The organism is Pseudomonas maumuensis (assembly GCF_019139675.1).
GTDB lineage: Bacteria > Pseudomonadota > Gammaproteobacteria > Pseudomonadales > Pseudomonadaceae > Aquipseudomonas > Aquipseudomonas maumuensis.
In genome coordinates, this window is record NZ_CP077077.1 from 3,967,926 (window position 1) to 3,980,370 (window position 12,445).

General features: G+C 64.7%; 11 protein-coding genes. 6 read left to right on the forward strand and 5 right to left on the reverse strand.

The genetic code is table 11. From position 1 onward, the window contains the following. Positions 1 to 145: 145 nt before the first annotated feature. The gene (locus tag KSS90_RS17695; protein ID WP_217866623.1) at positions 146 to 2,074 is read left to right on the forward strand and encodes a transglycosylase SLT domain-containing protein; all 1,929 of its coding nucleotides are present in this window, start codon (positions 146 to 148) and stop codon (positions 2,072 to 2,074) included. 80 nt (positions 2,075 to 2,154) lie between these two features. Here the strand turns inward: KSS90_RS17695 and KSS90_RS17700 are convergent, their stop codons facing one another. Then, complete coding sequence (locus KSS90_RS17700; RefSeq protein WP_217866624.1) at positions 2,155 to 2,958, reverse strand: MOSC domain-containing protein; 804 nt, start codon at positions 2,956 to 2,958, stop codon at positions 2,155 to 2,157. A gap of 55 nt (positions 2,959 to 3,013) precedes the next feature. After that, positions 3,014 to 3,949 carry a chemotaxis protein CheV gene (locus tag KSS90_RS17705; RefSeq protein ID WP_217866625.1) on the reverse strand — a complete coding sequence of 312 codons (936 nt, stop codon included), beginning with the start codon at positions 3,947 to 3,949 and terminating at the stop codon, positions 3,014 to 3,016. Positions 3,950 to 4,287: 338 nt separating this feature from the next. Here KSS90_RS17705 and KSS90_RS17710 point away from each other — a divergent pair, with 338 nt between their 5' ends. From KSS90_RS17710 to KSS90_RS17720, 3 genes are all read left to right on the forward strand, one after another. Then, positions 4,288 to 4,800 carry a histidine kinase gene (locus KSS90_RS17710; protein WP_217869822.1) on the forward strand — a complete coding sequence of 171 codons (513 nt, stop codon included), beginning with the start codon at positions 4,288 to 4,290 and terminating at the stop codon, positions 4,798 to 4,800. A 376-nt stretch (positions 4,801 to 5,176) separates the two neighbouring features. Then, the gene (locus tag KSS90_RS17715; RefSeq protein ID WP_217866626.1) at positions 5,177 to 6,073 is read left to right on the forward strand and encodes a sensor histidine kinase; all 897 of its coding nucleotides are present in this window, start codon (positions 5,177 to 5,179) and stop codon (positions 6,071 to 6,073) included. Next, positions 6,063 to 6,722, forward strand: a complete 660-nt coding sequence (locus KSS90_RS17720; protein WP_217866627.1) for a response regulator — start codon at positions 6,063 to 6,065, stop codon at positions 6,720 to 6,722. Before KSS90_RS17715 ends, KSS90_RS17720 begins: the two co-directional genes overlap by 11 nt. Here KSS90_RS17720 and yegS read toward each other — a convergent pair. Continuing rightward, positions 6,706 to 7,593, reverse strand: coding sequence for a lipid kinase YegS (gene yegS / locus KSS90_RS17725; protein ID WP_217866628.1), 888 nt, complete (start codon positions 7,591 to 7,593; stop codon positions 6,706 to 6,708). The two genes, KSS90_RS17720 and yegS, sit on opposite strands and share 17 nt — an antisense overlap. Positions 7,594 to 7,865: 272 nt before the next feature. Between yegS and KSS90_RS17730 the strand changes: the two genes are divergently transcribed. After that, complete coding sequence (locus KSS90_RS17730; protein WP_217866629.1) at positions 7,866 to 9,320, forward strand: mannose-1-phosphate guanylyltransferase/mannose-6-phosphate isomerase; 1,455 nt, start codon at positions 7,866 to 7,868, stop codon at positions 9,318 to 9,320. A 63-nt stretch (positions 9,321 to 9,383) separates the two neighbouring features. Beyond that, positions 9,384 to 10,619, forward strand: a complete 1,236-nt coding sequence (locus KSS90_RS17735; protein ID WP_217866630.1) for a glycosyltransferase family 4 protein — start codon at positions 9,384 to 9,386, stop codon at positions 10,617 to 10,619. Here the strand turns inward: KSS90_RS17735 and KSS90_RS17740 are convergent. Together KSS90_RS17740 and moaB are read right to left on the reverse strand one after the other, a co-directional pair. After that, positions 10,608 to 11,828 carry a molybdopterin molybdotransferase MoeA gene (locus tag KSS90_RS17740; RefSeq protein WP_217866631.1) on the reverse strand — a complete coding sequence of 407 codons (1,221 nt, stop codon included), beginning with the start codon at positions 11,826 to 11,828 and terminating at the stop codon, positions 10,608 to 10,610. The genes KSS90_RS17735 and KSS90_RS17740 overlap by 12 nt on opposite strands. Further along, positions 11,812 to 12,351, reverse strand: coding sequence for a molybdenum cofactor biosynthesis protein B (gene moaB, locus KSS90_RS17745; RefSeq protein WP_046856412.1), 540 nt, complete (start codon positions 12,349 to 12,351; stop codon positions 11,812 to 11,814). The genes KSS90_RS17740 and moaB overlap by 17 nt, the downstream gene beginning before the upstream one ends. Positions 12,352 to 12,445: the final 94 nt, after the last annotated feature.

A 12,445-nucleotide genomic window follows, 5' to 3' on the forward strand; every position in this document is an offset into this window, starting at 1 on the left:
CCGTTGCCGCGACAGGGCGTCGGATAACAACTCGATACAAGCACAGTGCTTTCGCCGGCCACCGGCAAACGGCTAAGCTAAGCAGTAATACCCAACAGTGCTGGCTCCGCCGTCACTTTCCATGGTTCCACTGCCCGGACGTATCATGCGCAGCCGCCTGTTACAAATTGCTTCCTGCCTGTTGCTGACCACCCTCGCCGCGAGCGTCGCACAGGCCGCCGACATCACCCAGCAACGTCAATACTACGACGAGGCCAAGCGCGCGCTGGCCAAGGGCGACAAGGGCCCCTACCTGCGCTACGCCCAGGCGCTGCGCGATTACCCGCTCACGCCCTACCTCACCTACGACGAGCTGACTGCCCGCCTCAAGAGCGCCAGCAACGAAGAGATCGAGGGCTTCCTCAAGGCCCATGGCGACCTGCCCCAGGCCAACTGGATGAAACTGCGCTGGTTGCGCTGGCTGGCCGAGCGCGGTGAATGGAACACCTTCACCCGCTATTACGACCCCAAGCTGAACTTCACCGAACTGGACTGCCTCAACGGCCAGTACCAGCTCTCCCACGGCCAGCGCGCCGAAGGCTTCGCCAACGCCGAAAAATTGTGGAACGTCGGCAAATCCCAGCCCACGGCCTGCGACACCCTGTTCGCCATGTGGGCCGCCGAAGGCCAGCTGACCGAGGCCAAGCGCTGGCAGCGCGCGAAGCTTGCGGCACAGGCGCGCAACTACGGCCTGGCCAACAACCTGGTGAAAACCCTCACCACCCTCGCCCCCCAGGGCAAGCTGCTGATCGACGTGGCGCAGAAGCCCGAGCTGCTCAACCAGCCTTCGCGCTTCACACCGGTCAACGAGGCCATGTCCGACGTGGTCAGCCTGGGGCTTCGCCGCCTGGCCCGGCAAAATCCGGAGCAGGCCATGGCGTTGCTCGACGATTATGCCCAGCGCATGCACTTCTCCCGCGACGAGAAGGTCGCCATCGCCCGCGAGATCGGCCTGACCCTGGCTCGCCGCTACGACCCGCGCGCCCTCGACCTGATGACCCGCTACGACCCGGAACTGCGCGACAACACCGTCAGTGAATGGCGCCTGCGCCTGCTGCTGCGCCTAGCCCGTTGGGAAGAAGCCTACGAACTGACCAAGCGCCTGCCCCAGGACCTGGCCAGCAGCAACCGCTGGAAGTACTGGCAGGCGCGTAGCCTGGAGCTGGCCCAGCCGAACAACCCGCAGGTCCCGCTGCTGTACAAGACCGTCGCCCGCGAGCGTGATTTCTATGGCTTCCTCGCCGCCGACCGGGCGCAGACGCCCTATCAGCTGAACAACAAGCCGCTGGCGCTGAGCCAGGCGCTGACCAACAAGGTCCGCAACACCCCCGGCATCCGTCGCGCACTGGAATTCCACGCCCGTGGCCAGATCGTCGAAGGGCGCCGCGAGTGGTACCACGTCAGCCGCCACTTCAACCGTGACGAGATGGTCGCCCAGGCCCGCCTGGCCTACGACATGCGCTGGTACTTCCCGGCCATCCGCACCATCAGCCAGGCCCAGTACTGGGACGACCTGGATATCCGCTTCCCGATGGCCCACCGCGATACCCTGGTGCGCGAGGCCAAAGTGCGCGGCCTGCATTCGAGCTGGGTGTTCGCCATCACCCGCCAGGAGAGCGCCTTCATGGAAGACGCCCGCTCCAGCGTCGGCGCCAGCGGCCTGATGCAGCTGATGCCGGGCACCGCCAAGGAAACCGCGCGCAAGTTCAGCATCCCGCTGGCGTCACCGGCCCAGGTCTTCAACCCGGACAAGAACATCCAGCTCGGCGCCGCCTACCTGAGCCAGGTACACAGCCAGTTCAATGGTAACCGCGTGCTGGCCTCGGCCGCCTACAACGCAGGCCCCGGGCGTGTACGTCAGTGGCTCAAGGGCGCCAAGCACCTGAGCTTCGATGTGTGGGTCGAATCGATTCCGTTCGACGAGACGCGCCAGTACGTGCAGAACGTCCTGTCGTATTCGGTCATCTATGGGCAGAAGCTCAATTCACCGCAGCCGCTGGTGGATTGGCATGAGCGGTATTTCGACGATATGTGATCGTTCGCCGAGGGCGCTGCAGCGCCTATGAGATCAAGCGCCGCGCGAGCGGCGCTCGATCTATCGCCCAGCACCTTGCCTTACTCAATAACCTCAACCGCCATCCCCACCTTCAGTTCCCCCTCGCCATCCACCGCCAGGTTCTGACCAAACAGCACATCCCCTTCTTTCTCGCGGAACGTCTTGAGCGTGGTCAACGGCTCACGGTCCGGGCTGCGTTCGCCCGTGGCGGGATCGAGAGTGGTGAGGATGCAGCGCACGCTCGGCTTGAGCACACGGAAGGTCATGTCGCCAATACGAATGCGCTTCCAACGGTCTTCGGCAAAGGCCTCGGCCCCCTCGACCACAAGGTTCGGGCGAAAGCGCAACATCTCCATGGGGCGCCCCACACGGCTGCTCAACTCATCCAGCGAGGCTTGGCCGATCAACAGCAGTGGAAAACCATCGGGAAAGGCTGCCCGGTCACTGTTGAGGCCGTAGCCGCTTGGCAGGTAGCGGGCCCGCTGCTCGGGGCAGTACACCAGCCTTACCGCCTTGCCCAGAAGCTCGCTGAGCCAGGCCGCGGCGGCATCGCCGGCATCGGGCACGCGCAAGGTGTCGCGCCAGATGGTCACGCCACGCAGGGAATTGTCAGCGTGCGGTACCGGCACCTCCAAGGGCGCTTGCCCCGGCGCCTGGAGCAGCAGTTGGCCCTGCTCGCCATAACTGGCACTGATCTGCCCCAGCCGGGGCCAAGCGCGCTGGGTCAGAAAGCGGCCATTCTCTTGCTCCACCACCAGCCAGCGCCGGTCACCGTCAAGGCCCAGATTGCCGACCATGGACGCCTGCAGGCGCTGGGCCTGGGCCGATTTCACCGGGTACCGATACAACGCACTCAGAAACATCCCTGCCACCTTGCGCCAGTCAAAATACCAAGCTTATACCGGACCGGTGCCGCCGTTACACCGTGGCGTGGTCCAAGCTCAGGCGTTGACGCACCACATCCACCAGGCGATCGGGCTGGAACTTGGAAAGGAAGTTGTCGCAACCGACCTTCTTGACCATGGACTCGTTGAAACTGCCCGACAGCGAAGTGTGCAGCACCACATAGAGACCACGCAGGCGCGGGTCGTTGCGGATTTCGGTGGTCAGCCGGTAACCATCCATCTCGGGCATCTCGGCATCGGTGAAGACCATCAGCAACTTCTCGCAGACGTTCTCCCCGGCGTCCGCCCAGCCCTTGAGCAGGCGCAGGGCCTTGAGGCCGTCGCTGGCCACGTGCAGCTTCACCCCCAATTGCGACAGCGTGTCGCGCAACTGCGCCAGGGCCACGGTGGAGTCGTCCACCAACAGCACCTCACGGCCACGGGCGCGGGCCAGCACCGGGTCTTCGAGCTTGTCGCGGGAGACCTTGGCATTGTAGGGCACGATCTCGGCCAGCACTTTTTCCACATCGATGACTTCCACCAACTGCTCGTCGACCTTGGTGATCGCCGTGAGGTAGTGCTGGCGACCGGCGCTGGCCGGCGGTGGCATGATGGCTTCCCAGTTCATATTGACGATACGATCCACCCCCCCCACCAGGAACGCCTGCACCGAACGGTTGTATTCGGTGACGATGATGGTGCTGTTCGGCCCCGGCTGCAGTGGACGCATGCCGATCGCTTGGGACAGGTCGATGACCGGCAGCGTTTGGCCGCGCAGGTTGACCACGCCGCAAACGAAGGAATGGCGCTGCGGCATAAGGGTCAGCTTGGGCAGTTGCAGCACCTCCTGGACCTTGAACACGTTGATGGCGAACAACTGTCGGCCAGCCAGGCGGAACATGAGGATTTCCAGGCGGTTCTCACCCACCAGTTGCGTGCGTTGGTCTACCGTGTCGAGAATGCCAGCCATTGGAAGCCCCCAGGCGTGAGTCGGGAAAAAGTGAATGCATCCCCCTGTATCGGCGGACACGGACGCAGCTTGACCCCTGATGGAAAAAGCCATGCAGGGTGATTGATATCACTTTACCATCATGCTTTACTGCTGCCACATCCCGCCACGCCCATCGCTCGCAACGAACGACCCGCCTGAAACCGCATCAGGGAAACCCCTAGTAGCAATCGGGTGCAACCTGATGTTCGCAATATCCATTAGCCATTAATGTGACGCCATTCTCACTGCATGAACGGAGTCAGGCTTTTGCGAGCGATCATCTTGGTACGGCCAATCCCTGACGACGGGGCGCCATGATGGATAGCACTCCACTGCACAACGCCGCCGTGGCGGCTTTTCTGCAGGACGCACAGGTCCTGCTGGCCAGGTCCCAGGAATGCCTGCAGCACTTGGAACTCATCACCAACGATCCGGATGCCTGCCACAGCCTCAACGCGGCGCTCGACACCCTCGCCCGGCGAGCAATCGCGCTCGGCCTGCATGAGGTGGCCCACCATACCCTGGCCCTGCAACGTCTCATCGCACCCGCTTGCGCCCAGCAGCACCTGCACGGCGACAGCCTGTCCGCGCTTGCTGCCTGCCTGACCCTGCTGGACTGGCAATTGGAACTGCTAGACCCGCAAACCGGCCGCCTGGACATGGACACCGAGGAACAACGACACCTGCTGACAGAGCTCGCCATCACCCTGGGCCAACCCGCTTCGCAACTGTGTGCCGACTGCCAGGAAAGCGGCGTGTCATGCGCCCACCCTCACGCCCAAGGCGCATCAGTGGAGCAAAGCCACGCCGCAGCCGACCGCCAACATTAACCCGACTAATTGCGCGGCAACTAAGCCCACCCAGCGTGCAACTTGCAAAGTTCGGAAAGTTTTTCCCGGATGTTTTTGGCGGATGGCTTTTAGTTACTCAATGTGAGCTGGGAAACATCTTTTAATAATGGCACTATGCTAGTCAGCGCCTCGCCCGCCAGGTCCGCCACAGCCCGGAAAACCCGAGGCTTCAAGCAGTTATCCCCCCGCGACCAAATTCAATCAAAGTGATAACATGCGCACACTCGAACATGCGCGCCCTGAATATCGGGCGATTGGATGCGTGCCCAATGCTTGATTGAACGCGCGGCACCAGAACCTCTGGCCAGGCATGTGCAATGCCCTCAACTGCAATAACTCAGTGGCTTCCCTATCTATGCTCCCACGCTTGAAGTTTCTCCAGCGTTGCCGCTCCAGAGTTGCCCTGCTCCGCTGGACGACCACGCTGCTGTGCTTGGCATCACTGGCAGCGAACCTGGTGGTGTACCTGCGTACCCTGCCATTGTCAGCCAGCCTGCTGATGCTCCAGTTGCTGGCGATGATCGGCGTGGGCTGGCACCTTCGCCATTGGGCGCGCTCGATCAGCCTGCGCCCAGCGGAACTGGCAACGCGCATGCTCAAGGTGCAGGAAAGTGAGCGCCAACGCCTGAGTCGTGAACTGCATGACGATATCGGCCAGCTGCTGACCGCCGCCAAGCTTCAGGTCGACTGGCTGCAACGCCGCGTGCCGGCCGAACTGCAGGAGCACTGCGCTACCTTGCGCAGCACCCTGGACCACACCCTGGGCAACGTGCGTGACGTTTCGACCATTCTCAACCCTCGGCAACTGGCCAGCCTGGGCCTGGAGGCGAGCCTGCGCGCGCATTTGCTGCGCACTTTGGAAAACACCGACGTACATTGGAGCCTGGAGTGCAACCAACGCCTGGGCGGCATCAGCGAAGAGGTGGCCATGGCGGCGTTTCGCATCACCCAGGAGGCGGTTACCAACATGCTCCGCCACGCACACGCACGCAACCTGGTGGTCCGCCTGCAGCGGACCTCGGCCGGCCTTGCCTTGTCGATCCAGGATGACGGTGGCGGCTTCGTGCCGGCCCAGGCGCCTGCGCAGAGTGGCCTGCGCGGCATGGCCGGCATGCAGGAGCGAGTGACCGCCCTGCAGGGCAGCTTGACCATCACCAGCCAGCCCGGTCAGGGCACCCGGATCGACGCCCTCTTCCCATGGCCACCCCGCAACCAAGAACGCGCCAGGACCCCTGCTTCCGATGACCTGTAATCTATTGCTGGTGGACGACCACTCCCTGATTCGTGCAGGTGTCAGGGCACTGGTATCGGACATTCCCGGCTACACCGTGATTGGCGAAGCCGACGATGGCGGCCAACTGCTGGAACACGTCCTGCGCCTCGCGCCGGACATCGTCCTGCTGGACATTTCCATGCGCTCGACCAGCGGCCTGGATGCCCTGACGCAATTGCGTGCAAACGGCTGCCTCTGCAAAGTCCTGATCCTGTCGATGCACACCGACCCTGAGATGATCATGCGCGCCCTGGAAAGCGGCGCCCATGGCTACCTGCTCAAGGACACCACGGCTACCGAGCTGGAACAAGCGTTGACCGCCCTGCGCAACGAAGAGCGCTATCTCAGCCCGGCCATCGCCCACACGGTGATCAACCAGGCGTTGTTGCGCGCCCAGAGTGGCCGTCAGCCAAGCAACGATGGCCATAACCTGACCGCCCGCCAACTGGAAATCCTGCGTCTGATCGTGCGCGGCAAATCGACCCGGGAAATCGCGAGCGGCCTGGGCCTGTCGATCAAAACCGTGGAAACCCATCGTTCGCAGATCATGAAGCGCCTGCAGATCTACGACGTGGCGGGCCTGGTGCTGTTCGCCGTGCGCGAGAAGATCATCAGCCTGGACGACTGAGCAACGGCGAGTTCGCCGGTAAATGCACGCGCAACGCCCTGGGTACCGCCTCGAAGCGCAGGCTGGTCGCTTGCAGGGGCTCACCGTCGAGGTTCATGTCCAGTCCCTGGGCGCCCTTGATCTCCACCCACGGCAAGCGGGCGCGCACGAACAACCCTTCACCGGCCAGCAGATCACGCAGGGCCCCCGCCATCTCCTGGGGTGCCGGCAGGATACCAACGTCCAACAGGCCATCGTCCACACTCGCCTCCGGGCACAACACGTGCCCGCCACCGGCCTGGCGACCATTGCCGATCCCCAGCGCCAGCAACTCGCCCTGCCACTGGAAGTCTGGGCCCAGCAGCTCGACCGAGGCGGCCTGCAGCTCGCTGAAACGCGACAAACCGGTGAACAGGTAGGCCGCCGCGCCGAGTACCTTCTTCAGGTCTTCGGAGGTATTGGCGGTGACCTGGCTTCCGAATCCGCCAGTGGCCATGTTCAGGAACAGCTGGTCACCCACCCGGCCCAGGTCGATCGACCGCGCCGGCACCTCTAGCAGCGCCAGGGCCGCTTGCGGCTCAAGAGGCACACCGGCCGCCTTGGCGAAGTCGTTGGCCGTGCCCAGCGGCAGCAGCGCCAGGCTGGCCTGGGTAGCCGCCAGCCCCATGGCTTCGGCCACATCCCGCAGCGTGCCATCACCACCCCCGGCCACCACGTGCCCATAGCCCGCCGCCAGCGCTTCGCCGACCAGGCGCCGAGCATCACCGCCTTCCCAGGTCAGGCGCACATCCAACGTCCAGCCACGCTCACGCAATTGGCCCACCGCGGCGCGTACGTCTTCGTTGACGGCCTGCTTGCCATGCAGGATCAGCAATGCCTTGCGTTCGCTCATATCACCCTCCCCGAAAATACCCAGAAATGCCCTACAGCAATCTCGACCGCCCGCGCGCGCAGATTGCTGCATGCGCCGTCCAAAAACCGCCACTCCTGACAATCACCATTGAAAGCCGATCGGTTCAGGCGCATCATTCGACAATTATTTGGCCTTCACGGAAGATGACGCCAGGAAAAGTCATTTTATTGACTTTGTGCCGCCAGACGCCTGACAGGTCGTGATTCCCTTGCATTGCGCTGCCCACAGCGCCCCGATCCGAGGTTGTGACTATGAGCGTTCTGATCCCCTGCATCATCGCTGGCGGCGCCGGCACTCGATTGTGGCCGGTCTCACGCGAGGCCATGCCCAAGCCGTTCATGCGCCTGCCCGATGGCATGAGCCTGCTGCAGAAGACCTTCAGCCGCGCCAGCAGCCTGCCTGGGGTCGAGCGGGTGCTTACGGTGACCAACCGTGAAGTGGTGTTCCGCACCCAGGACGAGTATCGCCAGGTCAGCACCCAGCACGTAGCCCTCGATTTCATTCTCGAACCCCTGGGCCGCAACACCGCCCCCGCCATTGCCGCCGCAGCACTGCACTGCGCCCGCCTGCACGGTGAGGACAGCCTGCTGCTGGTACTGCCCGCCGACCACCTGATTCAGGACCTGGGCGCTTTCGAGGCAGCCGTCCAGCAGGCCATGGCGCTGGCCGGGCAAGGTTGGCTGACTACCTTTGGCCTGCAGCCGAGCCGCGCCGAGACCGGTTTCGGCTACATCGAGCAAGGCCAGCCGATCGCTGCTGGTGGCTACCAGGTCGCCCGCTTCGTCGAAAAACCCGACGCCGACACCGCCCAGGCCTACCTCGACGGTGGCCGGCACCTGTGGAACGCCGGCATGTTCTGCCTGCGCGTCGGCACCGTGCTGCAGGAACTACAGGCGCATGCCCCGGAAGTCCTGCACAGCGTGACCCACTGCCTGGAGCAAAGCCAGGTCAAGGAGGGTCCAGGGGGCCTGCAGGTGGAGCTCGACCCCGAGCGCTTCGCCCTGGCCCCCGATATCTCCATCGACTACGCCCTCATGGAAGCGTCCGCCAAGGTGGCCGTGGTGCCGTGCGACCTCGGCTGGAGCGACATCGGCTGCTGGGAAGCGGTACGTGAACTGCGCCCGGCCGATGGGCAGGGCAACCACTGCAATGGCGAAACCGTGCTGCTAGACGTGCGCAACTGCTACATCGACTCGCCACGGCGCCTGGTCGGCGCGGTCGGCCTGGACAACCTGATCGTCATCGACACCCCCGACGCCCTGCTGATCGCCGATGCCGCGCGCAGCCAGGAGGTCAAGGTGATCGCCCAGCAGCTCAAGCGCCAGGGCCATGACGCCTACCGCCTGCACCGCACCGTGACCCGCCCCTGGGGCCTGTACACCGTGCTCGAGGAAGGGCCACGGTTCAAGATCAAGCGCATCATGGTGCGCCCTGGCGAATCGCTGTCGCTGCAGATGCATCATCACCGCAGCGAACATTGGATCGTGGTCAGCGGCATGGCCTGCGTGACCAATGGCCAGGAAGAGTTCCTGCTCGACACCAACGAGTCCACCTTCATCAAGCCTGGGCGCAGCCACCGCCTGACCAATCCCGGGGTCATCGACCTGGTGATGATCGAAGTACAGAGCGGCGAATACCTGGGCGAAGACGACATCGTACGCTTTACTGATATCTATGGACGCGCCCCGGCAGCAGCACCTGCTTGACTGCCAGAGGGCGCGTTTTGCCATCCAGGGCCGACACCCGGCCAACCGCGAGGATTCGGGCTCATGCGCATACTCTGGACCCTGCCCTACCTGCCCTGGCCCACCACCAGTGGCAGCAAGACCCGGCAATACCACCTGCTGCGCGCCCTGGCGCAGCATGGCCACCGGATCACCTTGCTGGTGCAGTCGAAGGTCCCCTTGAGCGACACCGCGCGCGAAGCCCTGGAGCCCCTGGTGGAGCGCCTGATCGTACTGCCCAGGCGAGCACTGAACAGCCCGCTCAACCTGCTCGCCTCACCTATCATCGACTATCCCATGCGGGCCATCATCAATGGCCTGGCGCCTTGCCTGCGGCATCGCTTCGAGCAACTGCTGGACGAACCCTGGGATGTGATCCAGATCGAGCACAGCTACAGCTTCCAGCCATTCGAGAGGGCCCTGCAGGCCCGCGGCCTGCCCTACATGCTCAGCGAGCATTACCTGGAATCCGTGATGGGTGCCGCCTGCCACGATCGCCTGCCGCTGTGGCTGCGGCCACTGAACGCCTTCGACCGCTGGCGCTATCGGCGCTGGGAACAACGGGTACTGCGCCAACCCAGCGAAGTGGTGGCGGTCAGCGCTCACGATGCCGACCTGATCGGCCGGATCAGCGGTCGCCCGGTGAATGTGGTGGTCAATGGCGTGGACTGCGACCACTACCAGGACGTGCGTCCTACCCCACACAGTCAGCGCCTGCTGTTCGTCGGCAACTTCGAGTACGGCGCCAACCTGGAGGCCATCGAGTGGGCGCTGGAGGAAATCCTGCCACAGGTGTGGATGAGCAATCCGGCGGTGCGCCTGGCCATCGCCGGGCACGCGCTGCCGGCCAGCTGGAAACTGCACTGGAACGACCCGCGCATCGAGTGGGTGGGTTATCGCCCCGACCTGCGCGAGCTGCAACGGCGCTCGGCGCTATTCTTCGCGCCGCTGCGCCATGCCGGCGGCTCCAAGGTGAAGATCCTTGAGGCCATGGCCGCCGGGCTTCCGGTAATCACCACCAGCAACGGCGCCTCGGGCCTGGCCATGAACAATGGCGAACACTACCTGGGCAGCGACGACAGCGGCCAGCTGGCGCTGCTGGTCAACCAATTGCTCAACCAGCCGTGGCGCATGTGCCAGCTCAGCGAAGCCGGGCGCCAGTTCGCCCGCCAGCGCCATGACTGGAGCGTCGCCGCCCAGCAACTGGAGAACGTGCATATGCGCCTGACCCAGCTGGCCCCGGCAGGCGCAGGCGCCAGCGGCGGTGTGCTAGCCAAGTAGCTCGCTGAACGGGATGAACCTGACCGCATCGCCCTGCCTTGGTGTGCTGCCCTCCAGCACCTCCACCACTCCGTCGGCCCAGGCCGCGCTGCGCAGCACACCGGAACTCTGGTTCTTGTAGATGCGCACCCGGCCCTCCTCGATGCGCGCACGCAGGTACTCGCGACGGGTTCCGGCCTTGGGCCAGTCGAATCCCGCCGGCACACTGAAACTCAGGGGTGCGACATTGCCCACACCCAGCCGGCGCAGCAGGTAAGGCCGAGTCAACAGGCCGAAGGTGACCAGGGTCGACGCCGGATTGCCCGGCAAACCGATTACCGGCACGCCCTGGTAATGGCCGAAGGTCAGCGGCTTGCCCGGTTTGATCGCCAGCTTCCACAGCGCCAGCTCGCCCGCTTCACGCAGGGCCAGGCCTAGAAAATCTGCCTCGCCCACCGACACACCGCCCGTGGACAGGATCAGGTCGACATCACCCAGCCCACCCAGGCACTGGCGAGTGCGCTCGAGGTCATCCGGGAGGATGCCGGCATCGACCACCCTGCAGCCCAGGCGTTGCAGCCAACTGACCAGCAGGCGCCGGTTGCTGTTGTAGATCTGCCCGGGGCCCAGTGGCAAACCCGGTTCGACCAGTTCATCACCAGTCGACAGCACCGCCACCCGTGGTTGGCGCCGCACTTCAAGGGTGCCGAACCCCAGGGTCGCAGCCAGGCCGAGCTGGATCGGGCCCAGCCGCGTGCCGGCGCTCATCACCGATTCGCCGACGCGGGTTTCCTGGCCCTTGGGGCGAACGTTCTGTGACAGCGCCAAAGGCTCGAGGAACCGCACCCGGCCATCCGCGAGCACCTCGGTATTTTCCTGCATCTCGACGCAATCGGCGCCTTCGGGCAGCGGCGCACCAGTGAAGATCCGGGCGCAGGTGCCAGGCTCCAGGGGCTGTGGCGCGTGGCCGGCAAAGATGCGCTGGGTTACCCGCAGCGGTTCGCCCTGCCAGTCGGCCAGGCACAGGGCGTAGCCGTCCATGGCGCTGTTGGGCCACGGCGGCAGGTCGAGGCCGGCCACCAGCTCATGGGCCAGGACCCGCCCTTCGGCCTCGGCCAGCGCGACGTGTTCGGTCTCGGTGATCGGCGCCTTTTCGGCCAGCGCCAGCAGGCGCTCCAAGGCCTCTTCCACCGGCATCAACGGCCGGGCCAACTCAGCCACGGCTGTCACAGGCCGCTGCCTGCTTCAGGTGTGGCACGAAGTTGCATGGGCGATGGCGGGCATCGAGCTGCTCGGCGAGGATGCCGTCCCAGCCCGTGCGCACGGCGTTGGTCGAGCCCGGCAGGCAGCAGACCAGGGTGCCGTTAGCCAGCCCCGCCAGGGCGCGAGACTGCACGGTGGAGGTGCCGATGTCGGCCACCGAGATCTGCCGGAACAGCTCGCCAAAACCTTCGACTTGCTTGTCCAGCAGGCACGCCACGGCCTCCGGGGTGCTGTCGCGCCCGGTAAAACCGGTGCCACCGGTGATCAGCACCACCTGCACCTGGTCATCGGCGATCCAGGTCGCGACCTGGGCGCGGATCTTGTACAGGTCGTCCTTGAGCAGCACGCGCTCGGCCAGGCGGTGGCCGGCGGCGCTCAGGCGATCGACGAACAGCTGGCCGGAGGTGTCGGTGTCGAAGGTACGGGTATCGCTGACCGTCAGCACGGCGATGTTCAGCGCTACGAAAGGGGTATCTGCCTTGGCTTTCATGGGAGTCCGTCGCAGGGGAATACAGGGTGTGCGCTGTTATATCACACGCCGCCGTGGCCCGAGCCCGACGTTGTTCTTGGTCAATGCCGGCGCG